Annotated in this window: 21 protein-coding genes; 8 read left to right on the top strand and 13 right to left on the bottom strand. The window is 49.0% G+C overall.

The window, feature by feature from the left end; translation table 11 throughout:
* Nucleotides 1-88: 88 nt before the first annotated feature.
* Complete coding sequence (gene secA, locus ACI3EW_RS13185; protein ID WP_118533619.1) at nt 89-2,665, bottom strand: preprotein translocase subunit SecA; 2,577 nt, start codon at nt 2,663-2,665, stop codon at nt 89-91.
* A gap of 1,213 nt (nt 2,666-3,878) precedes the next feature.
* Here secA and hpf point away from each other — a divergent pair.
* On the top strand, nt 3,879-4,406 hold the full coding sequence (hpf, locus tag ACI3EW_RS13190) for a ribosome hibernation-promoting factor, HPF/YfiA family (protein ID WP_118533617.1): 528 nt from the start codon (nt 3,879-3,881) through the stop codon (nt 4,404-4,406).
* Between the two features lie 140 nt (nt 4,407-4,546).
* Here hpf and sdaAA read toward each other — a convergent pair whose 3' ends face one another.
* The 4 genes from sdaAA to trxB all read right to left on the bottom strand — a co-directional run bounded on the left by sdaAA (nt 4,547) and on the right by trxB (nt 8,940).
* A complete protein-coding gene (sdaAA, locus tag ACI3EW_RS13195) occupies nt 4,547-5,428 on the bottom strand; it encodes an L-serine ammonia-lyase, iron-sulfur-dependent, subunit alpha (protein ID WP_118299257.1) in 882 nt (293 codons plus the stop codon).
* A 14-nt stretch (nt 5,429-5,442) separates the two neighbouring features.
* Nucleotides 5,443-6,120, bottom strand: coding sequence for an L-serine ammonia-lyase, iron-sulfur-dependent subunit beta (sdaAB, locus tag ACI3EW_RS13200; protein ID WP_021905496.1), 678 nt, complete (start codon nt 6,118-6,120; stop codon nt 5,443-5,445).
* 448 nt (nt 6,121-6,568) lie between these two features.
* Nucleotides 6,569-7,867 (bottom strand): C40 family peptidase, encoded by a 1,299-nt coding sequence (locus ACI3EW_RS13205; RefSeq protein WP_021905497.1) that lies wholly within the window; start codon nt 7,865-7,867, stop codon nt 6,569-6,571.
* Between the two features lie 74 nt (nt 7,868-7,941).
* Nucleotides 7,942-8,940: a thioredoxin-disulfide reductase gene (gene trxB, locus ACI3EW_RS13210; protein ID WP_215703098.1), complete on the bottom strand. Its 999-nt coding sequence runs from the start codon at nt 8,938-8,940 to the stop codon at nt 7,942-7,944.
* 253 nt (nt 8,941-9,193) lie between these two features.
* Here trxB and ACI3EW_RS13215 point away from each other — a divergent pair, with 253 nt between their 5' ends.
* The 6 genes from ACI3EW_RS13215 to ymfI all read left to right on the top strand — a co-directional run bounded on the left by ACI3EW_RS13215 (nt 9,194) and on the right by ymfI (nt 15,330).
* Nucleotides 9,194-9,970: a LysR family transcriptional regulator gene (locus ACI3EW_RS13215; RefSeq protein WP_118532587.1), complete on the top strand. Its 777-nt coding sequence runs from the start codon at nt 9,194-9,196 to the stop codon at nt 9,968-9,970.
* A 12-nt stretch (nt 9,971-9,982) separates the two neighbouring features.
* Nucleotides 9,983-10,849, top strand: coding sequence for a LysR family transcriptional regulator (locus tag ACI3EW_RS13220; protein ID WP_118532585.1), 867 nt, complete (start codon nt 9,983-9,985; stop codon nt 10,847-10,849).
* Nucleotides 10,850-11,109: 260 nt separating this feature from the next.
* A complete protein-coding gene (locus ACI3EW_RS13225) occupies nt 11,110-12,159 on the top strand; it encodes a lactonase family protein (RefSeq protein ID WP_118532583.1) in 1,050 nt (349 codons plus the stop codon).
* A 12-nt stretch (nt 12,160-12,171) separates the two neighbouring features.
* Nucleotides 12,172-13,425: an SLC13 family permease gene (locus tag ACI3EW_RS13230; RefSeq protein ID WP_118532581.1), complete on the top strand. Its 1,254-nt coding sequence runs from the start codon at nt 12,172-12,174 to the stop codon at nt 13,423-13,425.
* 324 nt (nt 13,426-13,749) lie between these two features.
* A complete protein-coding gene (locus ACI3EW_RS13235) occupies nt 13,750-14,418 on the top strand; it encodes an RraA family protein (RefSeq protein WP_118532579.1) in 669 nt (222 codons plus the stop codon).
* A 183-nt stretch (nt 14,419-14,601) separates the two neighbouring features.
* Entirely contained in the window at nt 14,602-15,330 is a 729-nt protein-coding gene (gene ymfI / locus ACI3EW_RS13240; RefSeq protein ID WP_118532577.1) for an elongation factor P 5-aminopentanone reductase, read from the top strand.
* A 30-nt stretch (nt 15,331-15,360) separates the two neighbouring features.
* On the opposite strand, the gene ACI3EW_RS13245 is transcribed toward ymfI, so the two are convergent.
* Together ACI3EW_RS13245 and ACI3EW_RS13250 are read right to left on the bottom strand one after the other, a co-directional pair.
* Nucleotides 15,361-16,305 (bottom strand): arginase family protein, encoded by a 945-nt coding sequence (locus tag ACI3EW_RS13245; RefSeq protein WP_118298704.1) that lies wholly within the window; start codon nt 16,303-16,305, stop codon nt 15,361-15,363.
* A 15-nt stretch (nt 16,306-16,320) separates the two neighbouring features.
* Nucleotides 16,321-17,688, bottom strand: a complete 1,368-nt coding sequence (locus ACI3EW_RS13250) for a sodium/glutamate symporter family protein (RefSeq protein WP_215701837.1) — start codon at nt 17,686-17,688, stop codon at nt 16,321-16,323.
* A gap of 190 nt (nt 17,689-17,878) precedes the next feature.
* On the opposite strand from ACI3EW_RS13250, the gene ACI3EW_RS13255 reads away from it, so the two are divergent.
* Nucleotides 17,879-18,652 carry an IclR family transcriptional regulator gene (locus ACI3EW_RS13255; RefSeq protein WP_215701836.1) on the top strand — a complete coding sequence of 258 codons (774 nt, stop codon included), beginning with the start codon at nt 17,879-17,881 and terminating at the stop codon, nt 18,650-18,652.
* 56 nt (nt 18,653-18,708) lie between these two features.
* On the opposite strand, the gene fliB is transcribed toward ACI3EW_RS13255, so the two are convergent.
* The 6 genes from fliB to ACI3EW_RS13285 form a co-directional block, all read right to left on the bottom strand.
* The gene (gene fliB / locus ACI3EW_RS13260; protein ID WP_485663088.1) at nt 18,709-19,998 is read right to left on the bottom strand and encodes a flagellin lysine-N-methylase; all 1,290 of its coding nucleotides are present in this window, start codon (nt 19,996-19,998) and stop codon (nt 18,709-18,711) included.
* Nucleotides 19,995-20,702, bottom strand: coding sequence for a tRNA (adenosine(37)-N6)-threonylcarbamoyltransferase complex dimerization subunit type 1 TsaB (gene tsaB, locus ACI3EW_RS13265; RefSeq protein ID WP_118650844.1), 708 nt, complete (start codon nt 20,700-20,702; stop codon nt 19,995-19,997). The genes fliB and tsaB overlap by 4 nt, the downstream gene beginning before the upstream one ends.
* Nucleotides 20,703-21,128 carry a tRNA (adenosine(37)-N6)-threonylcarbamoyltransferase complex ATPase subunit type 1 TsaE gene (tsaE, locus tag ACI3EW_RS13270; RefSeq protein ID WP_021905508.1) on the bottom strand — a complete coding sequence of 142 codons (426 nt, stop codon included), beginning with the start codon at nt 21,126-21,128 and terminating at the stop codon, nt 20,703-20,705. It lies immediately after the preceding gene.
* Nucleotides 21,125-21,619, bottom strand: a complete 495-nt coding sequence (locus ACI3EW_RS13275) for a YcxB family protein (RefSeq protein ID WP_021905509.1) — start codon at nt 21,617-21,619, stop codon at nt 21,125-21,127. The genes tsaE and ACI3EW_RS13275 overlap by 4 nt, the downstream gene beginning before the upstream one ends.
* Nucleotides 21,616-22,806, bottom strand: a complete 1,191-nt coding sequence (locus ACI3EW_RS13280; protein ID WP_118532565.1) for a MalY/PatB family protein — start codon at nt 22,804-22,806, stop codon at nt 21,616-21,618. The genes ACI3EW_RS13275 and ACI3EW_RS13280 overlap by 4 nt, the downstream gene beginning before the upstream one ends.
* 191 nt (nt 22,807-22,997) lie before the next feature.
* On the bottom strand, nt 22,998-25,148 hold the full coding sequence (locus ACI3EW_RS13285; protein ID WP_118532563.1) for a Tex family protein: 2,151 nt from the start codon (nt 25,146-25,148) through the stop codon (nt 22,998-23,000).
* Nucleotides 25,149-25,159 lie beyond the last annotated feature (11 nt).

Genomic DNA, 25,159 nt, shown 5'->3' on the forward strand with positions numbered 1-25,159 from the left:
TCTGCCCTTTCTTAATAATGATTTAACAAGGTCAGCGCAAGAATTTGCGCTGACCAGTAACATTTCAGTATCTTTCCGGCTGCCGTCTCTATGCCAGCGGTTTTCTTCCGTGACACTGCTTATATTTCTTACCGGATCCGCACGGACACGGATCATTCGGGTAGATTTTCTGGGTCTGGCGTCTCTGCGGAGCTTTTGCCGCGGAATCGTCACGGTTTGTACCTGTAACCTTGGCTGCCGGCTCTCTCTCGACCTTCTCCTCTACACGGATATGGCAGAGAATACGGAGCGTGTCCTCACGGATCGCCGCAGTCATATCATCGAACATCTCGTATGCGCTCATCTTGTACTCAACGAGCGGGTCACGGTTGCCGTATGCCTGTAAGCCGATTCCCTCACGGAGCTGATCCATATCGTCGATATGGGACATCCACTTGTTGTCGATAACCTTTAAGAGTACGACACGCTCGATCTCACGAACCTGCTCTGCATCCGGGAATTCTGCTTCCTTGGACTCATAGAACTTCGTCGCAAGCTCTTTTAACATGTGCTTGAACTCATCTTTGTTCATCTTCTTGATCTCTTCTGTCAGCTCGATCGGCTTTAACGGAATGATCGGAAGAAGAAGATCATTTAATTCCTTGAATCCCCAGTTCTCCGGAGTCTGCTCGTCGCTGATGGACATGTCCACAGCGCCCTCGACAACGTCGTTGAGCATCTTCATGATCACTTCACGCATGTTCTCACCGTCAAGTACCTGGCGGCGCTCAGCGTATACGACTTCACGCTGCTCATTATTGACCTCATCATACTTTAAGAGGTTCTCACGGATACCGTAGTTGTTTGTCTCGATCTTCTGCTGTGCCTTCTCGATCGCGGAAGACAGCATCTTGTGCTCGATCTGCTCGTTCTCCGGAACACCGAGGGCATTGAACATGCTCATCAGCTTGTCGGAACCGAAGAGACGCATCAGGTCATCCTCAAGGGAGATATAGAAGCGGGACTCACCCGGGTCACCCTGACGTCCTGCACGTCCGCGGAGCTGGTTATCGATACGTCTGGACTCGTGGCGCTCTGTACCGATGATCTTTAAGCCGCCGAGTGCTTTGGACTCATCGTCAAGCTTGATATCGGTACCACGGCCTGCCATGTTCGTCGCGATCGTTACCGCACCGTGAACACCTGCGTCCGCTACGATCTCAGCTTCCAGCTCATGATACTTCGCGTTTAATACTTTATGCGGAACTCCGCGCTTCTTTAACATCTGGCTCAGCATCTCAGATGTCTCGATCGTGATCGTACCGACAAGGACCGGCTGTCCTTTCTCGTGTGCCTTTACGATCTCCTCGACAACTGCGTGGAATTTCTCTTTCTTTGTCTTATATACAGCGTCATCAAGATCCTTACGGATTACCGGACGGTTTGTCGGGATCACGATAACGTCCATGCCGTAGATATTACGGAACTCTTTCTCCTCAGTCTGGGCTGTACCGGTCATGCCGCCTTTTTTCGCGTACTTGTTAAAGAAGTTCTGGAATGTGATCGTTGCAAGAGTTCTGGACTCTCTCTTGACGTTTACATGCTCCTTCGCCTCGATGGCCTGATGGAGACCGTCGGAGTAACGACGGCCCGGCATGATACGTCCTGTGAACTCATCGACGATCAGGACCTCATCATCCTTGACCACATAGTCCTTATCGCGGAACATGAGGTTGTGTGCACGGAGTGCGAGGATAATGTTGTGCTGGATCTCAAGGTTCTCCGCATCTGCAAGGTTGTCGATGTGGAAGAATGCCTCGACCTTCTTCACACCCTGTTCTGTCAGGTTTACGACTTTCTCCTTCTCATTTACGATGAAATCACCGGTCTCAGTGATCTCCTCGCCCATGATGGCGTTGAGTTTATTAAACTCACCGGATTCCTCACCGCGGACCAGCTGCTTTGCAAGGACATCGCAAACCTCATAGAGCTTTGTGGACTTTCCGCTCTGTCCGGAAATAATAAGCGGGGTTCTCGCCTCATCGATCAATACGGAGTCGACCTCATCGATGATGCAGTAGTCCAGGTCACGGAGTACCATCTGATCTTTGTAGATCGCCATATTGTCACGAAGATAATCGAAACCGAGCTCATTGTTCGTCACATAAGTGATATCGCACTGGTAAGCTGCTTTTCTCTCCTCGGAAGTCATGGAGTTTAATACCACTCCGACCTTTAAGCCGAGGAACTCATGAACCTGTCCCATCCACTCAGCATCACGCTTTGCAAGGTAATCATTGACCGTTACGATCTGGACGCCTTTACCGGAGAGGGCATTTAAATATGCCGGACAGGTGGAAACAAGAGTTTTACCTTCACCTGTCTTCATCTCTGCGATACGTCCCTGATGAAGGACGATACCACCGATGAGCTGTACCGGGTAATGCTCCATATTTAAGACTCTCTTTGCTGCCTCTCTGACAGTTGCAAATGCCTCCGGCAGAATATCGTCGAGCGTTTCTCCTGCAGCAAGGCGCTCTTTGAACTTTCTCGTCTGATCCTTTAACTCGTCATCAGACATCGCCTGCATGGTCGGGCGCAGTTTCTCGATCTTATCGATGATCGGGTAAATATACTTTAATTCCCGGTCACTGTGCGTACCAAATATTTTTTCAACAAAATTCATTCTGCTTGTTCTCCTATATAAATAAATATCCACATGCGGCTACCCCCAGGCTTTCAACTGAAAATCCAGCCACATACACTGTTTCAATCTCTATCCGATGCCTTTTCTTCTATGTTGCGGCACTTTTCACATGACCGCATACGACTGCATCGTACAATCCTTAATATTTTAACACCTTCCGGGCTTTTATTCAATGACTTCATTTAATTTTAACAATTCGTACATAAATCTCTTATTTTTAAGGACGGTACTTTATAAATTTACAAATTAATGTCGCCTCCAGCAAACAAGCGCGACTCCCAAGCATGTTGTCGCGGCTGAACACCTCTACGGGCAGCAGACCAACGAGCTCCCGAAACCGTACCAGCACATGCACTCGCCGCGGTTTACTACCACTGTGGCAGCGGACCGGTGAGATTCCGGGCGGGAGCACATTGATCCGGGGAGATGGCTTCTCTAAGCTCGCGGGTGACTGCATTGGAGAACAAGGAACACTTGTCTGAGCGAAGCGAGTTGTGTTCCTCGTTCTCCGCCCTTAGCAGTCGCACGCAAGCTTAGAGGAACCCTCCCTGGATCGCCGGTGCTTCTGCCCGGAATCTCACCGGCCCGCAGATACTCCCCAGCGCCCGCAATCTCTTCTCCCCAAATTCCTGCCAAACCATTTTCCACTTAAAAACTGTGCCCCTTTCCCACACACTTCCAAAAATTCAGATATTTTCCTCCCCTCTCATTTTTCCCATCTTCTCCCCTTCCGGCATCCTCTTCCCGCAGCTTTTCCTCCATGATTCCCCCATTTCCCCCAGACTGTACAACTTGCACAAACCATACATTCGATTCTCCGGTTATCCACTTTATCCACACTAATCCACCAAAATTATGTGGAAAGTTGTCCACCTCGAAAAATGCCGATTTCACGCTATTTCGCAGTTATACACCAAGTTATCCACATTATCCACAGGTTTTTTCCTCCCCACCGGTGGATTTTACACTCTCTTTATATTTGTTTTATTTTTGTGAACATCTCATAAAATTTACATTTCCGACAACTTTTTTGCCCGATCCCATTGACAAACCCGGAAGACTTTATCTAGCTTTTGAGCTTTTATACACCTTTTTTTACCTTTTGAAATTTTCTCATTTTTTGTGTATTTTAGTTGTCTTTTACAGAATTTTGTGTTATACTTAAGCCATCCCAAACAAAGGAGTTGATTTTATGCGTTACACAATCAGCGGAAAAAATATCAACATTACACCAGGCTTAAAAGATGCCGTGGAAAGTAAATTAGGAAAACTGGAGCGCTATTTTTCTCCTGATACAGAAGTACAGGTAACATTAAGCGTAGAGAAAGGACGTCAGAAAATAGAGGTTACGATTCCTGTCAAAGGCAGCATTATCCGTGCTGAACAGGATTCCAGCGATATGTACGTATCCGTTGATCTTGTAGAAGAGATCATCGAGCGCCAGATCAAGAAATATAAAACCAAGATCGTCGATAAGAAACAGAGCGCATTAGCTTTCAGCGAAGCTTTCCTTCAGGAAGAAGCAGAGCAGGAAGAAACCGTTAATATCGTAAAGACAAAACGCTTCGCGATGAAACCGATGGATGCTGAAGAGGCATGCGTACAGATGGAACTTTTAGGACACAATTTCTTTATGTTCCTCAACGCAGATACAAACGAAGTAAACGTTGTTTACAAGAGAAAAGGCAACTCCTACGGACTGATCGAGCCGGAGTTCTAAGTGTTCTGAAATTTCATAAGAATGAATCACCGGATAGCGGCACCGATACGGATCATCGTACAGTGACCGGTTCTCCGGATCAGTAGAAAAACAGGCGGTACCTGATCTGAAATCGGTTATCGCCTGTTCTTTGTCTTCTTTTATCTCTTCTTTTTTGCACACGCCGCGCACGCCTCACATGCGCTCTTCGCGACTGCCATCCCGCCGAGGGATGTCTCGCGAAGCTCCGACGGGATCGAACGTCCGACCGCATACATGACTCCGATCGTCTCATCGATCGGGGTGATGCTCCGGATCCCGGCCATGGAGAGTTCTGCTGAGATCAGCGCATTCGAAGCGCCCATCGCATTCCGGTTCTGGCATGGATTTTCAACCAGTCCTCCGATCGGATCACAGACGAGTCCTAAGATATTCACGATCGCAAAGGATGCCGCATCGAGACACTGTGCCGGAGTTCCTCCGAGAAGCTCCACGGCCGCGGACGCCGCCATCGCACTCGCCGCTCCGACCTCCGCCTGACAGCCGCCCTCCGCTCCTGCCGTTGTTGCATTTCTCGTGATCAGGTAGCCGACTGCCGCCGCATTGAACAGCACCTTGCAGATCTCCTCATCCGTAAATCCGAAATTTTCCTGCAGCGAACAGAAAACTCCCGGGATCACTCCCGAAGATCCTGCGGTCGGTGCCGCCACGATAAGTCCCATGGAGGCATTGACCTCGAGAACTCCCACCGCGTAAGCGATCGCCTTCGACACTACATCCCCGCAGATATTCTTTCCGTTCTCCCGGAGTGTGTGCAGCTTCCGGCTCTCCCCGCCGATCATGCCGCCCATGCTGACGATGTTCTCCTTCAACGGCTTTTTCGCCGACGCCTGCATGATCGACCATGCCTTTTTCATCTTTTCCTTCGTCTTTTCCGGATCCTGCTCCAGGAAGGTCGTCTCCCGCTCAAACATCGCCTCGGAGATCGTTTTCTTTTCTTTCTCACAGTACTCTAAAAGTTCTGCTCCATTTGTAAAATTCATCGTTTTCCCTCCCGTCAGTCCAGATTGATCGCCGGAACCAAAAGTACATTTTTGACCGCCTCAAAGCCGCGCAGAGCGTTTACCACCTGGTTTGAGACCGTCGTGTCCACTTCAATGATCGCATAGGCCATCTTGCCCTTGCTCTCCCTGTAGAGGCGCAGGGAGCCGATATTTAAGTCGTATGCACTTAAAACTGCCGTCACGAATGCAAGCGTTCCCTTCTTGTCGATATGCTGGACTACGATCGTACTGTAATTTCCGGTGAGATCCACATCAACGCCATTTAACCGCGTAATGACCGCATTTCCGCCGCCGATGGACTTTCCGCGCAGGGACATCTCATTCCCGTTCTCATCCTTCACATAGATGTCCACCGTGTTCGGATAGATCTCCTTGTCCGTAAAATTCTCCTCAAAACTGAACTGGAGTCCCGCCTCCTTCGCGTACTCAAACGAATCGCGGATCCTCTCATCATCCGGATGGTACCCTAAGATACCGCCGACCAGCGCCCGGTCCGTGCCGTGCCCATGGTACGTGCGCGCAAAAGAGCCATAGAGAACAAAGCGCACCGACACCGGTTTCTCCACCATTTTTCCGGCGATAAAGGCGATCCTCAGCGCTCCCGCCGTGTGAGAGCTTGACGGTCCGATCATATTCGGTCCGAGAATATCGAACGTTCCGATCTCATTCATACCTGTTTCCTCATTTCCTGTATTTTTCGCAAAACGGCCATGATGCTGCATGGAAAATACGCAGCGCTGGATTATAAAACGCAGCTGCCGTTTTGCTTTTTTTTCTACATACTACACTATCCACTATTATACACAAAAAGGAGCTGTTTTTCCACAGCTCCTTATCGTTTCTTTTTTATAGTTCCTGCTGTAATTCTTCGCTTGTTCTTCTCTCTATTCCCGACAACTCCCAGCGGCAAGTCTCCGGGCAGGAGTGCCTTAATTCAGGAATCTGGCTTCCTCTTAGCTTGCGGGTGACTGCGTTGGAGAAGAGGAGACACTTGTCTGAGCGAAGCGAGTTGTGTCTCCTCTTCTCCGCCTTTAGCAGTCTCCCGGGAGCTTAGAGGAACCTTCCCTGAATTACCGAGTACTCCTGACCGGAGACTTGCCGCGTATCTTTCACCAAACCTTAATTCAGGAACGTAACCGCCTTCGCCGGCGTTCTGTAATACGCGTTGGAAATAATAATACCGGTCTTTGACGTGCTGGCGTGAATGATCTTTCCATCGCCGATATAGAGCGCAACGTGGTTGATCGTCTTTCCGCTCGCATAGAACAGAAGGTCACCCGGCTGGATCTCAGACAGGGAGATCTGCTTTCCGTTCGATGCCTGATCTCTCGAAGTACGTCCGGTGGAAACTCCAAAATGCTCAAAGATCCGCATCGTAAATCCGGAACAGTCCGCTCCGTTTGTCAGGCTTGTCCCACCGTATACATACGGATTTCCGAGGAACTGTTTCGCATAAGCCACGATCGCTGTGCGGACTGCAGAATCATATACCGCACTTCCCGGTCCGTTCTGGGTATCCTGGTAACTTCCGGAGGTTCCCGTACTGCTGCCTGTGGAAGTATTACTGCCGTCACCGCCCGGACCTGCCGTATTGCCGGTATTCTGGCTTGTGCTGCCCTGGCTGCTCTGGTTCGTCTGCTCCTTCGTCGTTCCGTTGTCCGCATTCGGATTCTGCGCGATCATACCGATCGAGGTTGACGGAGTGTCCTTATTTTCCGTGCTCTGTCCGGATTCCTTTTTCAGCTCCTCAACCTTTGCGATCGCATCGTCCGCCTCTTTCTTGATCCGGGCAGCCTCCTCAGCTTTCTGCTTTTCTTCCTCAACGCTGACCGCCTGTTTGAACTCTACCCTCTGTGTGACATAATCCTTATGAACATATCCGCTCAGGGATTCATCGACCTGGATCTCGATAAAATCGCCGTCTTCCTTCACTTCCAGATATTCCGAATCTTTGGAAAGTGTTGTGAGGACCGCGCTGTTCATATTCGGCTGTTCGCGGAGATTTAAACCGTCCGCGCTGACTGTGACATATACAGTTCCCACATTCTTTGCGATCTTCTCAGCCTCAGCACCGGTAATAAAATATTCTGATTTTATGTAACCTTTAACGGAACCGGACTGGATCTGATACCAGGTTCCTCCCTCTCCGTCCACCGTTGCAAGGATCGTCGCCGCACAGTTATTGTAGATCTTTCCGACAATACTGCTGGAGGTGTTCGCCTCAGAACGGATATTTACATAGTTGCTCACGTGGGAGATCGCCACATTATCGTAAGCCGACTGTTTATTTCCAACGGTCGTGATCCCCTCTCTGGCGCTCACCTGCACCGAAAGCGTCTCAGCCGCATAAGCAGCCTGCGGCATCATGAGCGCCATGCTCAGCCCGCAGACTGCGATGATTCTTCCTGCTCTGTTCATTCTTTTTCTTTTCTCCTGTCAATTACCGGCAATCCCGTCTTAATTCTGCATCCTGTCAAAAGCTGTCGATATACTTAATTCTGCCCGTTCAGATAAGCTTCCACCGATGCGACGCAGTTCGCGCCGTCCGCCACCGCCGTCACGATCTGGCGGAGCGCCTTTGTACGGACATCCCCGGCCGCGAAAATTCCCGGAACATTTGTCCTTCCGTCCTCGCCGGCTGCGATATATCCCGCCGGATCCATCTCCACGGATCCTCTGAATATCTCACTGTTCGGGGTGATCCCGACCGCGACGAACACGCCGTCCACAGCCAGGTCATTCTTCTCCCCGGTCTTCTTATTTAAAATTCTGAGTGTTTCCACCTTATCTGTTCCGACAATTTCTTCCGGGACTGTATCCCATAAGATCTCCACATTCGGAAGCTCCATCAGACGCTTCTGTAAACTCTTCGCTCCCCGGAACTCGTCTCTTCTGTGGATCACATAGACTTTCTCGCAGAGTCTCGCGAGGAAGATCGCATCCTCAAGGGCAACATCCCCGCCGCCGATCACCGCAGTCGTCTTTTTCCGGAAAAACGCACCGTCACAGGTCGCGCAGTAGGAAACACCTTTTCCCGTAAACTCCGCCTCTCCCAGGATCTCAAGCTTTCTGTGATGCGCCCCGGAAGCGATGATGACCGCTCTCGCAAGTCTCGTCTCCTTTTTGCAGACAACCTGATAGATCACAGGCGGGCGCTCCGCCCCGGCTTCTGCTGCCGTCAGGAGTTCCTGCTCCTCTTCCTTCCCGGATGCGTCTGCGGACTCCGCACTTTCGATCTTCTGTACGGTATCTTTTGCGAATTCCACCCCGAGCTTATCGGCATGTTCCCGGAATTTCATTCCGAGATCAAAGCCGCCGATCCCCGGAAGTCCGGCATAATTGTCTACCTCATATGTTGTAAGCACCTGTCCGCCGCTCATCATCTCTTTTTCGATCACGAGTGTCTCAAGCTCCGCGCGTTTTGCGTAGATCGCAGCCCCGAGTCCCGCCGGACCGGAACCGATAATGATCAGATCATAAATCTGTTCCATGATGCCTCCAATCTCAGAATCGATATATGTGATACATTTTCCGCACATCCTGTTCTTCATGTCCGCACCAGGCGGTCACAAAACACAAAAATACGCCTTGTATAGTATAGCACCATATATATCTATTATACAATCAGTTTCACTGAAATTTAAGTGGCATTCCTGTGGCAAAATACAGAAAAACGCAGCCATACGAGGGAGTACGACTGCGTTTTTCTACATCCTGATCAATTCACTTGGGGTATTAAAACAAATGAAGACCGAATGGGGATGTACCATTGTGGACCGGACGCCAAAAGGCCTGACATTCACCGCAGAAGGAAATTTTCTTGCCGCACAGGCAGAAAAATATCTGGAGCTGTTCCATGACACAAAGGAAGAATTAAAAAAACTGCAGGATGCCGCACTGACGGAGATCGTGATCGGCGCTTCCTACACTTACAGCAAATACTCTCTCGCAGATGTTCTTGTTCCGTACCAGATCGCGCATCCAAATATAAAATTCCGGATCGTCAATGATTCCAGTGATGCTCTTTACCGCCAGGTCCTGGACGGATCCGTGGATGTAGGATTTCTGCGCGGGGATTATGAGGGACCGGTAAACAGGACTCTGTTAGGGGAGACCCGCGGTTTCCTTGTCACGAAAGGAGCCGTGGAAGTGTCTGCGCTTCCCGGAATGCACCGGCTGGACTATAAAACGAACGAAAAGACGACCAGGATCCTGAACAGATGGTGGGAAATGTGCTTTGAGAGCGCTTACCCGTCCGGAATGATGGTCGGGCACATTGACGGGGCATGGAAGCTGATCGATGAGGGGATGGGATATGCCCTGAGTTTTCTGCCGGAAAACTTTGAGAACCGGTATCAGCTGACGCTCACGCCGCTTACATGGCCGGACGGAACACCGGTGACGAGAAAAACATGGTTTGTGTACCCAAAGGAGAAACGACTGCCGGAAAAGCTTGCCGATTTTATAAAATATACGGAATCGCTTGCTGCTTCATTTTCATCTTCATCTGCTTATTTTTAAGAAGGAACTTCTATGAAAAACATTGACTGGAAAATTTTAAAAGTATTATATGAAAAGCGCAGCATCACAAAGGCCGCCGACGCCCTCTTTATGACCCAGTCCGCCCTGACAAAGCGGCTGCAGTCGATCGAGAGCGAGTGGGGCCGCCAGCTCGTGGAACGGACAAGCCGCGGCGTAACTTTCACAGAAGACGGAAAATATCTGGTACAGAAGGCAAACATCATGCTGGATTTTCTCCAGGAGATCGGGGACCACTTTGCAGACCGCCATACAAAGATGGAATCCTTAAAACTCGGCGTCCCGAACTCGTTTGCAAAGCGCCATCTTCCGAAACTCCTCGCCGTATACCAGAAAAGCGGAGCCAATCTCTATATCAAGACAATTTCCAACTCCAGCGACGTGATCTTAAAGGATCTGATCGACGATACGATCGATATCGGTCTCGTCTGCGGCGATTTCCCGTATCTCGGTGACCAGGTATGCCTGTTTCAGGAAGAGCTCTACATCGTTGCCCCGAAAACAGCAACCATGGATTCCATCGAACATATGCCACTCATCGAGACCTTCTATAATCCGATGGTCCGCATGATCATCAATCAATGGTGGAAAAGTCAGTTCGGAAGCAGTCCCCATGAGAAACAGCAGGTTCCCTACTTTGACATCGCCATCGAAATGGCAGAAAACGGGCTCGGGATCTGTTTCGTGTTCGGAGATGACTGGAAGATCGACGAGGAAAAACTACAGCTGATCCCTGCTTATGACCGGGACGGAAATCCTGTTTCCAGAAAAGTCTCCATGCTGATCTCGGACCGCTGCTATAAAAGTGAGGGAATCTCAGATTTTATCCGGTTTGTGGAAAACTATTACGGAGTAAACTGAAATTGGATCCGGCTGTCTGAAACCTGTTTGTAATCCGGCGTGATATTCCATAATGGAATACCGCGCCTATTCTTTTCCTGAATTTCCATTTGACATGTTAATAATTTATCATAAAGATATCACAAGACAGGATCCCTCCGATCTTTCCCTGAAGCCATCACTCCGGCTGCAGGAAATCCGGCATCGGATCTGGGAATCCCGTAACGTGATCAAGTGGGTATCTTTTATATGATCTATATTCATCTCAGGAGGAAAAGGAAATGAGCTACGCTTATGTGGGCTGCAGAACAACAAAAGAACGAAATGCACGCGGAAAAGGCTTAAAAGTTTTCGAGATCAACGACAAGACCGGAGACTGGAACCTGATCCAGTGTTTAAAAACGGAGGAGGAAAATCCATCCTACCAGACACTCGACAATGAGGGAAATTTTCTCTATTCCGTACACGGAGACAAGACAAAAGTCTCCAGCTATAAAATTCTTGAAGACGGAACTTTATCTCCGTTAAATATGATCGATATCGGCGGAAAAAATCCGGTGTTCATCACTGCTGACAGAACAAACCGCTTTTTAGTCGTTGCTGCTCTCCAGGGCGGCGCTGTCTATGTCATTAAGAGAAATGAAGACGGAAGCCTCGGCGAGATCGTCTCTGAGACTCATCTTCCTGGCAAAAAAGAGGGATCCGTCTCCTTCGCGCACCAGTGCATCTGGGATCAGACAAAGACCTTCCTCTTCGTTGTGACCCAGGGAAGGATTCAGGGATACGGACAGGTTCTCGTATACCGCTTCGACGCAGAAAACGGGACTCTCACCGAGACCGACTGCTTCCGCTCCAGAGAGTACGATGAGCCGCGCCACATCGCGATCCATCCGAACAACCGGTATGCGTACCTGATCAATGAAAAGGGCAACAAGATGACATACTTCGGCTTTGATGACGTGAACGGAAAGCTTCTTCCGCGCCAGAACCTGCCGACACTTCCCGAGACATACACCGGCGAAGGACAGGCCAGCGCCTCTCTCCTTGATAAAAACGGCGAGATCCTCATCGGTTCCAACCGCATCCACGAGTCCATCGTTCTCTACCACATCGATCAGGAGACCGGTTATATGAAGGAGCTCGGCTACTACCCGGCAATGGGTCTCACCCCACGTTTCATTACCTTCAATCCGGATTACAGCCGTTTCTATATGGCAAATGAGGACAGCGATACCATTATCGAGATGAAGCTTGACTCTGAACAGGGCCGCATGGAATACACCGGCCGCGTGATCGCAGCCGAAAGTCCGGTCTGCATCACATTCCGATAGGGAGGTACACATATGAATCTTGGTCTTATTTCACTGATCGCTCTTTTAGCAGCCATCGTCATCGGCTTCGTCCGCAAGGCGAACGTCGGAATCTTATGTATCGGCTTCTCCATGATCCTCGGCCTCGTCTACGGGATCAAGGCTGGAGACATCATCAAAGGCTTCAGTTCCTCCCTCTGCATGCAGATGATCGGTATCACTTATCTCTTTGCCATCATCAACGAAAACGGAACTCTGGAGCTTCTCGCAAAAAAAATGGTAGCGCTTGTCGGACCGCACAAGGCGCTGATCCCGTTCGTCATGTACCTGCTCGGATTCCTGATCTGTGCGGTGGGACCGGGAGCTATCCCGTCTCTCGCGATCGTTCCGGTCATCGCGATCCCGGTTGCGATATCCGCAGGTGTGAACCCGATCATGACGGCAATCATCGGCGATCTCGGCGTTATGTCCGGACGTATGAGCCCGCTGACTCCGGAGAGTGCCGTTGTCCGTGAGCTTATGGAAGCACAGGGACTCGCAGGAAATACCGTTCCGATCATGATGTGCCTCACTGTGACAGCTCTTGTCGTGGCTGTTCTCGTGTACATCTACTACAAAGGATGGAAGGTCGCTCCGCACACAGCTCATGAGGACGTTCTTCCGAAATTCAGCAAAAATCAGTGGCTCTCCCTCGCGGGACTTGCCGCTCTCGCCATCGGTGCCCTGTTCTTTTCATGGAATGTCGGTCTCACAGGATTTACCGTCGGTTCTGTTCTGATCGTTCTCGGATGCGGCGATGAAAAGACTGCATTCAAGATGATCCCATGGAACGTGATCATCATGGTTCTCGGTGTCGGCATCTTAATGAATGTCATCTCCCTCTCCGGTGGTATCGACATCATGGTCGACGGTCTGGAATCCGTTATGGGTCCGAAGACAGCCGCAACGATCATGGCGATCGCAGCAGGTCTCATGTCCTTCTTCAGTTCCGGTCTCGGTGTCGTATTCCCGACCTTGATCCCGACAGCCAGCGGGCTCGCTGCGAGCATCGGCGGCGTGACAGCGTTAGAGCTTGTCTCCGTAATCGTTATCGGCGGAACTGTTTCCGGCTTCACACCGATCTCCACCACCGGTGCTCTCATCATGGCAGGTGTTGCGCAGCAGGAGGATGCAGATGAAAAATTCCCGCAGAACAGACTGTTTGTCGAGCTGTTCGCGGTATCCTTCATCGCGCTTGCGGTGTTGGCAGTATTCGCTTTTATTGGAATTTATAAGATTATTGCATGAATATGCTAATTTGCTAAATAATTTCGATTATTCCATTTTTTTTGTTCATTCAGGGACTGAAGGTCCCAAATACATCCTTTGGAATGCCTGGTGAATCTTCATCGGGCATTTTTCTTAAAAAGTAATAAATTTAAGGAATGAATCTTCATGACATTTTGGCATGATGAATTGCGCCAAATTCATAAAATCCCTGCTGTTTTTCTGATATACTAAAATCAAATTATGACCGCCTGGGAAGAATTCAAATGGTTCTTCCAGAAATGATCTATCATTATTTAGAAAGGAGAATCACAGCTGTATGAATGCAGAAACGCTGTGATACAAATGACCATGTTCAATAAAGAAGAACGAACCTACTGGATCGAAAACTACAAAAAATTTCCGACTGCAAACATCTCCGATGCCATGGACAATCTCGGACTCCGCTCCGGAGTTGTACTCGGACTTCACGCTCTGGATGTCTACCAGCCGCGTACTGCAGGCTTTGCGAAAACGATCCGCCAGATGCGCAGAAAGACTGCATTCGACGGAAAAGCGCTGACAAAACAGGCATCCATCATCGACACCCAGACCGAATACGGCGATCTTCTCGTCATCGAGGCGACCGGTCTTACCGATATCGCCACAGGCGGCGCCATGTTAGCCACAAGAGCCCAGATGCGCGGCGTTATGGGGGAACTCACAAACGGAAGTCTCCGCGACATCGACGAGATCGCAGACCTGAAATTCCCGGTCTATCTGGGCAGCACAAGCCCGGTAAAAAGCGCCCGTTTCATGGAGACGGTTGACACCGATGTCCCGGTATTCATCGGCGGCGTCCAGATCTGCCCGGAAGACCTCATCCTTATGGACCGCACCGGCGTTGCCGTCGTTCCAAGTGCACATTTAAAGGAAGTTCTCGAAGAAGCCAAAAAGATCAAAGCAAAGGAAGACCGGATCGAAGACCTCGTCCGCGGCGGAATGAGCCTGAATGAGGCGAGACAGCAGAAATAAACTTACACAAAATCTCTCCGAAATATTTCGGGGGGATTTTCATCGTTACCATTGTATGATTTAACCTGATATGTTATACTTCGCACATCGGAAAGCCGGACGACTTTCCCCTCTTCGATTGAAGAGCAATTATACATCTCTCCCACACATGAAAGGGAGAAATAAAAAATGAGGTGTCTCTCTATGAAAAAAACAGTTCTCGTCACCGGCTCCTCCCGCGGGATCGGGCGGGCGGTGGCTTTAAAATTTGCTTCCTGCGGATACCGGGTCGTGATCAACTGCGCCAGAAGTGCGGACCGGATGGAAGAAGTGAAAAAAGAAGTGGAGACGCTCGGTGCAGAGTGCCTGGCGGTACAGGCGGATGTCGGAAATCCGGAAGACTGTAAGCGCCTGTTTCAGGAGATCGAGTCCCGCTTCGGTCATGTAGATGTCCTCGTAAACAACGCCGGGATCTCCATCATCGGGCTCTTACAGGACTTGAGCTTTGAAGACTGGAACCGGATCGTCTCCGCGAATCTCTCCTCCGTCTTCCACTGTACAAAACTCGCGATCCCAGGCATGATCCACAACCACAGTGGCAAGATCATCAATATCTCCTCCGTCTGGGGAGTCTGCGGCGCGTCCTGTGAAGCGGCATATTCCGCGACAAAAGGCGGCGTCAACGGACTCACAATGGCTCTCGCAAAAGAACTCGCCCCGTCGAATATCCAGGTCAACGCGATCGCCTGCGGCGCGATCGACACCGAGATGAACGGTTTTCTCTCCGAGGAAGAACATGCGATGCTTTTGGATGAGATCCCGGCCGGACGCATGGGAAAACCCGAGGAAGTCGCTGACCTCGTCATGAAACTCGTCGAAGCACCGGAATATCTGACCGGTCAGATCATTAAAATGGATGGGGGCTGGATCTAATCCGCCCCCATTGTTTTAACTTTCTTATTTTTATACAAGATCCGGCAGCTGTTTCCAGGATGTCAATCCTGCCTCTAAAATTTCTTTTCCACTGCTATAGGTCTTTTCTCCTCCCATATCGTACCGGTCAAAATCCACGCAAAATAATGAAAATGCGATCACTTTCCCTGTTTCCATCACGATCTGTACATTCTGTTTCACGGTCTCTAAGCTATGTCCGTCCGGAACATATTTCGCATAAGCTGGAATCCATTCAGCTGCAAGAATATCTGCATCCACAGACAAATATAAAAGATCTGTCTGATCCGCAAGTTTTTGTATTTCTTCTTTCCATTTTTCCGGATCATCAAATATTTCTCCAGAAACTTTTTTACTACCAGCATTTTTCAGATTCTCATCAAATTCCGGGATGTTCATTCGACCATCACTAACCAGGATATGCTCTCCTGCAATCGGGACTGTTAAACCACAAACTTTTTTTCTATAATCTTCAGCTGTCTGTCCCACCATGACAGAAACAGGAACGCCAACCAATCTGATATCTAACGATTCTGTAGTTTCTGCAATTCGATTGTCTGCATGAGCATCGATCCATATCACTCCGATTTTCTTATCCGGACCAACTGCACGTTCAATTCCTCCGGCAATCGCAGGCGCATGCGCGCAGTATCCACTGGACATCAGAATTCCGTTTCCCTCTTTTATTTCTTTGCAAACCAAATCCGAAAGATTTTTCAATACTCCTTCATAGGGCTCACATTTTTCCCTTCTTTCAAAGTCTGTTTTGAAGACTTTATAATCAACTCCCGCTTTTTGGTAAGTTCCAGACTCTTTATAATAAGTAGTATCCCTTGGATCTCTGTACTCCCGTATCGATGACAGGATCCGTTTTCTTTCTTTGGTGCTCGTATCGAATCTCCATTCGTTATAGCAATATTCATTTTCGATAATTGATAATCCATTTAGTTTTCTCATATTTCTAATCCCACCTTACCCCTTCTTTTTCAGATTGACAAGACATAAAGCTACCATAAAAATAACCGCATGAATTACCGTAAAGATCATCGCTGCCATCGCTCCGCGTTTCACAACAAATGGGAACAGAATTGCGAGCATTGCAACACAATAAAATGTATTGATTGAATATGCAATAGAGAAATCTCCCATTGCCTCTGACTTGAAGTCCGGATCGACCATTCTCGTTAATAAAACGCCGGTAATAAAATCACCAGTGAGCATTCCCAACGGTCCCATCGATTTTTCGATCCAGTCTTTGCTCAGATACATTTTATCAAGGAATAAAAGTACACTCACTGTCACAACAAATCCTAAAACAGAAGTTGTAAGCAGCGGCAGCCAATATTCAGCGATCATTTCGATCGGCATACTGAAAATAGCCGCTGTTACAATAAAATCTGTGACACATCCCTGAATTCTGCTTTTTATATTTGCATCAAAATACTGTTCGCAATTTAACTTGCGCACTGCAAACCAGATCACATACATCGACATTAACATCCAGAACCATGAGCTTAAATACGTCAGACCAGGGATTTGATACTTATTGATCATGTAGTTAATGACATATCCAGCACCAACAGAGAGGAAAATAAGTGCTAAATGCAGTCCAAGTGTATCAATGCTTCCTCCTGCAGTTGTAATGCGGCCTGCTGAAGGACATTCATCTACTGTACTGTATAATCCTGTTTTCATCTCTTTCGGAAGCGCACCTGGATCTTTGACATAATTGGTTAATCCTTTTCTGGAGACGATATTGATTACCGTGATTCCGATCATGATTCCACCGACCATACCGATCGTAGAAAACGTCATCGCCATACCCTGGGCAACTTCCCAATAGTCCTGACCAAGATTCTGCAGGATTCCTCCGACTGTAGCCGCTGTTCCATGTCCTCCGCAAAAGCCGAGCATCATTTCCAGTCCATATCCGGAGTACATCTCAAGACCAAGCTTTGTAAAAACAATATTGGTTAGAAATCCAATTGCAAATTGTAACGCACTGATCAAAGAAATGATAATTCCCAGCTTGATTGCATCGATCCGTTGAAACAATTCACCCTTTTTTAATTTCTGACTGCACATCGGTAATGCCGCAATGATCAGTGCAAAAAAACGACCTGGCATATTAGAGGCAGTTGTCATGATCTCGTCTGAAATCGGCAACACTCCCAGCATTCTCGGCCCTAAAATCAGTCCGATAATCCCGCCGATCACACAAGCCGGAAGAAAAAGGTTTTGAAACAAACTAACTTTTGCACGCAAAAAAGTGCCAATCAACAGCAAGGTACCAACTAATGCCATTGTTTTCAATAATACATCAATCTGTGATCCTGTCATAATCTTCCTCCTTTATTAGTTGCTTTGTGTTTTATAATATAAAACCAGGTTTTATAATTGAGCTCATTTTTATTATAAGAACACTTTTTCTGTCTGTCAAATATTTTTTCACAATAGGAACTTATTTTTTATTATGTTTTATATTGTAAAACATTCTGTGATATGTTATGATTAATCCGGAGGTATTCTTATGGATAATTTGGAAAAAAACGTAAAAACAATTCAGTCGGTTCATCGCGCTCTTGATATCCTGGAATTCGCAGTTTTCAGTGGGAATGGTCAAAAGCTTTCAACAATTACCGAACATTGTCATCTCAATAAAACAACTGCTTTTCATTTGATTAAAACCCTGGAAGCACGCGGGTATCTGGAACAAAGCCCTGATACGCTTTCATATAAAACAGGCGGAAAGGTCTTCGAACTCGCATCAAAGGCATATCAGAATATTAATCTCACCACCATTTGCCAGCCATACCTTGAGCAATTGGTTTCCGAGTTTAATGAAACGGTCGGAGTCTATCACTACTCAAAAATCAATGGTCTCACTCAGGTTCTATGTACCAGCTACGTTGAATCCACTCATCCAGTGCGTGTTTCTGTTGCTGTCGGAAAATGGCTTCCTTTGATGCACACTGCTTCTGGCTATATCTTCTTATCCAGTCTTTCCAGTGATGTATTGAAAGAGATTTTGATTTCAGAGGGACATTCTTCACTCAGCGATTCTGATTTTTCCTCATTAAAAGAAAAATTGGAAAAAATACATACTTCCGGAATCTGCCTGGAACAGGAAGAATATGAAGAAGGTGTCGTAAATATAGCTGTTCCAATTTATAAATATACCGGACGTCCGATCGCAGCCATATGTGTAAGTATTCCAGTTCAAAGAGCTCAGGAAGAACTTTTAAATAAGATGACAGAAAAACTCAAAAAAATTTCTCGCGAGATTTCTTCGCTTCCTCTATAGTAAAAAGGTCCATGCAAATATCTGTCTCGATACTTGCATGGACCTTTTCTTAGCTATTAAAACCAACTTTTCGTTTCTATAATCCGCCGGATCCCAAATTCCGGCTGTTTTAATAATTGTTCCAGCAGATCCCTGTTTTCCGCTGAATTTTCTATCTGTCTCACAAAGAGATACGCGGTGCGGGAGAGTGCTGAAATCCGTTCTTTCGCAGATCTTTCTGTGACCATTTCATCATTTTCCAGAGACGTTACAGGCTCTGCATCTTTCCCTCTGCCCTCTCCGGTTCTCTTCCCATACTTCCCGGGATCTCTGAAATACTCCGCCATCTCCAGCTCTTCTGCTGCCACAGCACCGAACACGGCCATCTTCGCTTTCATATAAAGATCCCCATCGTAGAACCCCGGCATCACAAACGAATACAGGAAATAGAACAGGAGCCGTTCCGTACAGACTTCCGCCTCCGGCATATTCCGGCGGAACTCCTGCTGCCGTTCCTCATACCGGCTGCGGCTGTCCTCCGAATGATACAAAAACGTCCTGCTGCGCTCCAAAAGTTCCGGGAATCCGTGTCCGATCGGGGAGAGGGATGCAAACTCGGCGAAAAAATCCGCCATGAGAGAAAAACGCTCTTCCAGGTTATGCATGTCTGCCTTCCCTGGTGTGTATACATCGTTAGTTCTTTCCCAATCTTTTTCCCTGTGATCGGCTTCTTTCAATCTTCCCGGCACGCTTTCTTTCGCCCGCTCCACAAGCGCCTCCACGCCAGCCGTATCTTCTCTTCTCAGTCTTCCCTGCACGTCATGACAAAATGCCAGGATCCGCCTCATGCGAGCCCAAAGCGGCATTCTGCGGTCTCCCGCCATCGCGAACACCTGCTCCCTGACGGAAAACCAAAGCGCCAGGCGCTCCTCATCGATCCCGTCCGTATTTCCTTTTCGCTCCGGCATGTTCCTCGTGATAAGCCGGAAATCCTCCGACAGGATCAGTCTCGCCGCCTCCGGGCAGGAACATAAAAGCTCCACCTCGTGGATATCTCCAAAATCCTCCACATGTCTCGGATAGCGCCTGCAGGTCCTCGTCATCGCCGCTTCCCCGTATTCTCTGCAGAGATCACAAAGCCCGTCCCCAGCAAGGAACGGGCATCTGTCTCCGTCCGGGATAATGAGACGGCGGCGGACTGATCTTCTCAGGCGCTCTGCCAGCTCACTTTTCCCCTTCCGGAGTTTCTGATATGTTTTTTCCGTCTCCCTGTCCACGGTGATCTCCCATCCGATACAGCAGGTATCCGGACATTCCCCCGCAAGACAGCGAAACTTTTTATAATAACCTGGATAATGAATGATCAAGCGTTCTTAGCCTCTCTCTCCTCACGCTCCCGCTCTGCCTGGGATTTTCTCAGATAGTCCGGCTTATGCTCCATGGCGGTCTCTGTCTTTCCCTCCGCAAAATAGACAGCACCGAGAGCGGCCACAGATGCGGCTCTCTGGCGGTTTACATGCGCCGGGGCAAGATCATAAGGCACGGTCATCTTCTCCGCGATCTGCTTCTCGTAAACAGGCACACCGTCACCTAAGAAGATCACGCGCTCGCCCATCGCGTTCAGTTTTTCGATCAGCTCGCCCATATCCATCGCATCCTGATCCATCACGGTCTCAAATTTCTTCTCAAAGCGATAGATTCCCGTGTAGACCTGGTTTCTTCTCGCATCCATGATCGGACAGATCAGTCCGGATGCACCGAACAGGTTGTACGCTGTCGCGTCAAGCGTCGGAACATGGATCAGCGGCTTATTTAATGCCAGTCCAAGTCCCTTCGCAGTCGCAGAGCCGATCCTGAGTCCCGTAAAGGATCCCGGACCGCCTGACACCGCGATCGCATCGATCGTGTTCAGATCGATCCCGACAAGTTTTACCATCTCATCGATCATCGGCAGCAGAGTCTGTGAATGGGTCATCTTGAAATCCACCGTATATTCCGCCATCGTGATCCCATCCTCATAGATGGCCGTCGATGCCACCAGTGAGGAGCTCTCAATTCCTAAAATCCGCATCTATTTGTCCTCCACCGTGATCTTTCTGTAATCAAAACCTTTCTCCAGGTTCTTTTCGATCGTGACGGTCTTCACATGTTCCGGCAGGATCTCCTCGATCATGTTGGACCACTCGATGAGCGTCACACCATCCCCGTAGAAGCAGTCTTCGTATCCGACTTCATCCATCTCGCTGATATCACCGATCCGGTACACATCGAAATGGTACAGCGGCATTCTTCCGCTGTCATACTGCTGGACGATCGTGAAGGTCGGGCTGTTTACCGGCTCCGTGATTCCGAGTCCCTCAGCAAAGCCCTTCGTAAAAACTGTTTTCCCGACGCCAAGATCGCCGTTCAGACAGATCACTTCGCCCGGCTTTGCCTGTTCCCCAAGCATTTTTCCAAAGGCGAAGGTCTCCTCCGGTGCATTTGTTTCCTTTATCATGCCTTTAATCCTTTCGTCTTCTTCGGCGGAAGATTCCGCTTGCAGAAATCAACAAACTCCTGCTTTCTCCCTTCAATGGACCGGAATGGCACAAGATATCCGTTTGTCGGTCCGACCTTGATGATATACATATTCGGGATCCGAACGACTTTCCAGATCTGATCCCATTTCAACTCTCCGGTCACACCGGCCTGTTCGACCCCGATCTGCTCATCCGAAACGTCAAGATTGATCGGCGTTGAGTATCCGGTCGTTTTCGCATGCGCCTTTGCCTTCATCCAGATCATGATCGGCTGGACAAACACAAAAAGGATGATACAGCCCAAAAGCATGACTCTCTGCATCACTGCCACTGAGCTCCATGCGTATCCGAGAATCCCGATGACCAGGATCAGGAACACAAATGTAAAGATCCCGGCAAATCCCGAATACGCGCTGTACATGGAGAAATCAAAAATATCTCTCGCTGTCATTTTTACCTGAATTTTCATACCATTTTTTCCTCTTCAAATGCCGTCCGGATCCGGTTCATACACTCCTCGATGACGCTGCGCGGGGAAGCGACGTTGATGCGCTCAAATCCGCGTCCCTCCTCACCGAAGATATATCCCTCATCCAGAGCGACCTTTGCTTTCTTCTGCATCAGTTCTTCCAGTTTTTTCTCATCCCGGTCAACGTATCCGTTGAGATCAAGCCACGCGAGGTAGGTTCCCTCCGCCTTGACGAGATGAGCCTTCGGAAGATATTTCTTTAAATATTCGTCGATATACGCGAAGTTTCCATCCAGATAGTCCTTCAGCTGCTCCAGCCACTCTTCCCCCTCTGTGTAGGCCGCGATCATCGCCGTCATGCCCAGAGCGGAAGCGCCATCCATGGACAGGCTGCCATTCACATAGTCTTTCCATTTTTTCTGAAGTTCCTTATTGTGGATCACGATATTGGAGGTCTTCATTCCGGCAAGGTTGAAGGTCTTGCTCGGCGCCGTGCAGACAACGATCCGGTCCGCATACTCCGGAGCCACATTCATGATCGGTATGAACGTCACGCCACGGCGGATCAGGTCGCAGTGGATCTCATCGCAGATGATCCATTTGTCGTACTTTTTACAGATCTCAACCGTCTTTTTAAGTTCGTCCTCCGTCCAGACACGGCCTGTCGGGTTATGCGGACTGCACACCACGAGAACCTTGTTTGCCGGGTCCTCCATCTTCTTATCGAGATCCTCAAAGTCGATCCGGTAAGCACCGTTCTCATAGATCAGCGCGTTATCCACCGGAACACGGCCATTGCTGTTGGCTTTATTTGTAAATGGATAGTAGATTGGGCGCTGGAGGACGATCCCGTCCCCCGGTTCCGTGAGGAGGTTGATGAGCGCTGCATAAGCCGCCACAACGCCCGGACAGAAGAACAGATTCTCCCTGCTCTCCTCCCAGCCATAGCGCTTCTTCATCCAGCCTGTCACAGCATCCATGCACTCGTCCGCATCGTACATGGTATAGCCAAAGATCTTCCGGTCGATCCGCTCATGGAGAGCCTTTAAGATCGGTTCTGCGCAGGCAAAGTCCATATCTGCCACCCAGAGGGCGAGGGAATCTTTGTCAGCTCCCTTCGGCAGACGTTCAACTTTCATTGCATGGGTTCCCTTACGGTCGATCACTTCATCAAAATTATACTTCATGACTGACTCCTCCATTTCTTCGGCTCGCCGGAATATTCTCCGTCTGTCCCGTGTATTCCTTTTTATCTGGTTCGTCTCCTTAAAAGCCTTATATCTCTGGCATTCCTACGCTAAAATCAGTTTCTTCCTGCCGCAGGGATTTCAGGACTTTTCCGTCAATTAAATATTCCTTCATATCGACAATTTAGAATTTATTCCTCGTCCAATATCATAGATAAGGAAATTCTTTTCTTCGCCATATCCACTCCGAGAACCTTCACCTCAACGATATCCCCTACGCTGACCGCCTCAAGCGGATGCTTGATGTACTTCTTGGAAAGCTGGGAAATGTGCACAAGACCGTCCTGATGGACACCGATGTCTACGAAAGCGCCGAAATCAATGACGTTTCTGACGGTTCCCTTTAAGATCATTCCCGGTTTTAAGTCCTTCATATCGAGGACATCCGTTCTGAGGATCGGTTTCTGCATCTCCTCACGCGGGTCTCTCGCTGGTTTTTCCAGTTCCTTTACGATATCCTTTAAGGTCTCCTCACCGACTTCCAGTTCCTCTGAGAGCTTTTTATAATCCATGATCTTCTTTGAGATCCCGGCAGCTCCGCCTTTTGTGATCTCCTCCGGCTCCACATGGACACGTTTTAACAATTCCATCGCCGCCTTGTAGGACTCTGGATGCACAGACGTTCCGTCAAGCGGGTTATCCCCGCCCGCGATCCTCATAAATCCGGCGCACTGCTCGAACGCCTTCGGGCCGAGCTTTGCGACCTTTAAGAGCTGGCGGCGGTTTGTGAATGCACCGTTCTCCTCACGGTAAGCGACAATATTTTTCGCGATCATCTTTGACACGCCGGAGATGTACTCCAAAAGGGATGCCGATGCTGTGTTCAGGTCAACTCCAACCTTGTTTACGCAGTCCTCCACAACATTCCCGAGCGCCTCACCGAGGTGTTTCTGGTTCATATCATGCTGATACTGACCGACGCCGATGGCCTTCGGATCGATCTTTACAAGCTCTGCAAGCGGGTCCTGGAGACGTCTCGCGATGGAGACAGCACTTCTCTGACCTACATCAAATTTCGGGAATTCCTCTGTCGCAAGCTTGCTGGCAGAATATACGGAAGCTCCCGCCTCGTTTACGATCACATACTGGACGTGTTCCGGGATCTCCTTGATAAACTCCGCGATGATCTGCTCAGACTCTCTGGAAGCAGTTCCGTTTCCGACGGAGATCAGGGAGATCTGATATTTCTCGATCAGCTTCTTTAAGGTCTTTTTCGCGTCCTCGACCTTATTCTGCGGTGCGGTCGGATAGATCACAACGGTATCGAGGACTTTTCCGGTCGCATCAACGACAGCCAGCTTACAGCCGGTACGGAACGCCGGGTCCCATCCAAGAACAACGCGTCCGGCGATCGGAGGCTGCATGAGAAGCTGTTCCAGGTTCTTTCCGAATACCTGGATCGCGCCGTCCTCCGCCTTTTCCGTCATAAGATTTCTGACCTCACGCTCGATCGCCGGAGCGATCAGACGGTTATAGCTGTCCGCGATCACTTCCTGCAGGATCGGAGTTGTCACCGGGTTTTCTCTCGTGATCACCATCTTGTTCAGATAGCGCAGGATTTTCTCCTCCGGAGCCACGATCTTTACAGTCAGGATCTTTTCCTTCTCGCCGCGGTTTAAGGCGAGGATCCTGTGTCCTGCACACTTTCTCACGAGCTCCTCGTGGTGATAGTACATCTCATAGACAGATTCTGTCTTCTCATCCTTTGCCTCGGAGACGATCGATCCCTCTTCCTTCGTCACGTTTCGGATATAGGCGCGGTATTTCGCAACCTCGGAGATCCGCTCCGCGAGGATATCCTTTGCGCCGTCGATCGCTGCTTTCACGTTCGCAACACCTTTTTCCTCTGATACATACGGGGCCGCAAGAGTCTCGATCGGCTCCTTCGCCATCTGCAGCATAATCGTATCGGCAAGCGGCTCAAGTCCTCTTTCCTTTGCAACGCTTGCTCTCGTCTTTCTCTTCGGGCGGAACGGAAGATATAAGTCCTCGACCGCCACCATCGTCTCAGCATCCTCGATCTTTTTCTTCAGATCAGCGGTAAGTTTTCCCTGATCTTCGATCGCCGCGAGGACCTGGGTCTTACGTTCTTCCAGTCCGCGCAGATATTTTAATCGTTCATCCAGGTTCCTTAATACCTCATCGTTTAAGGAACCGGTTACTTCTTTCCGGTATCTGGCAATAAACGGAATCGTGTTTCCCTCGTCGATCAGATTTACGGCTGCCTCGATCTGGCTCCGTTTTACCCCTAATTCCGCTGTCAGTACGCCTAAAATGTCCATGTTGTTTCTCC

It is taken from the genome of Pilosibacter rotomagensis (assembly GCF_045062245.2).
GTDB lineage: Bacteria > Bacillota > Clostridia > Lachnospirales > Lachnospiraceae > Pilosibacter.

Bases quoted from the DNA above. Each gene is read 5' to 3' on its own strand.
- ACI3EW_RS13255 (WP_215701836.1), top strand. From the start codon at position 17,879: ATGGATAATTTGGAAAAAAACGTAAAAACAATTCAGTCGGTTCATCGC.
- ACI3EW_RS13205 (WP_021905497.1), bottom strand. From the start codon at position 7,867: ATGAACAGAGCAGGAAGAATCATCGCAGTCTGCGGGCTGAGCATGGCG.
- tsaB (WP_118650844.1), bottom strand. From the start codon at position 20,702: ATGCGGATTTTAGGAATTGAGAGCTCCTCACTGGTGGCATCGACGGCC.
- trxB (WP_215703098.1), bottom strand. From the start codon at position 8,940: ATGGAACAGATTTATGATCTGATCATTATCGGTTCCGGTCCGGCGGGA.
- ACI3EW_RS13230 (WP_118532581.1), top strand. From the start codon at position 12,172: ATGAATCTTGGTCTTATTTCACTGATCGCTCTTTTAGCAGCCATCGTC.
- ACI3EW_RS13225 (WP_118532583.1), top strand. From the start codon at position 11,110: ATGAGCTACGCTTATGTGGGCTGCAGAACAACAAAAGAACGAAATGCA.
- ACI3EW_RS13245 (WP_118298704.1), bottom strand. From the start codon at position 16,305: ATGAGAAAACTAAATGGATTATCAATTATCGAAAATGAATATTGCTAT.
- ACI3EW_RS13280 (WP_118532565.1), bottom strand. From the start codon at position 22,806: ATGAAGTATAATTTTGATGAAGTGATCGACCGTAAGGGAACCCATGCA.
- sdaAB (WP_021905496.1), bottom strand. From the start codon at position 6,120: ATGAATGAGATCGGAACGTTCGATATTCTCGGACCGAATATGATCGGA.
- sdaAA (WP_118299257.1), bottom strand. From the start codon at position 5,428: ATGAATTTTACAAATGGAGCAGAACTTTTAGAGTACTGTGAGAAAGAA.
- ACI3EW_RS13250 (WP_215701837.1), bottom strand. From the start codon at position 17,688: ATGACAGGATCACAGATTGATGTATTATTGAAAACAATGGCATTAGTT.
- hpf (WP_118533617.1), top strand. From the start codon at position 3,879: ATGCGTTACACAATCAGCGGAAAAAATATCAACATTACACCAGGCTTA.
- ACI3EW_RS13235 (WP_118532579.1), top strand. From the start codon at position 13,750: ATGACCATGTTCAATAAAGAAGAACGAACCTACTGGATCGAAAACTAC.
- secA (WP_118533619.1), bottom strand. From the start codon at position 2,665: ATGAATTTTGTTGAAAAAATATTTGGTACGCACAGTGACCGGGAATTA.
- ACI3EW_RS13215 (WP_118532587.1), top strand. From the start codon at position 9,194: ATGAAGACCGAATGGGGATGTACCATTGTGGACCGGACGCCAAAAGGC.
- tsaE (WP_021905508.1), bottom strand. From the start codon at position 21,128: ATGATAAAGGAAACAAATGCACCGGAGGAGACCTTCGCCTTTGGAAAA.
- ACI3EW_RS13220 (WP_118532585.1), top strand. From the start codon at position 9,983: ATGAAAAACATTGACTGGAAAATTTTAAAAGTATTATATGAAAAGCGC.
- ACI3EW_RS13275 (WP_021905509.1), bottom strand. From the start codon at position 21,619: ATGAAAATTCAGGTAAAAATGACAGCGAGAGATATTTTTGATTTCTCC.
- ymfI (WP_118532577.1), top strand. From the start codon at position 14,602: ATGAAAAAAACAGTTCTCGTCACCGGCTCCTCCCGCGGGATCGGGCGG.
- ACI3EW_RS13285 (WP_118532563.1), bottom strand. From the start codon at position 25,148: ATGGACATTTTAGGCGTACTGACAGCGGAATTAGGGGTAAAACGGAGC.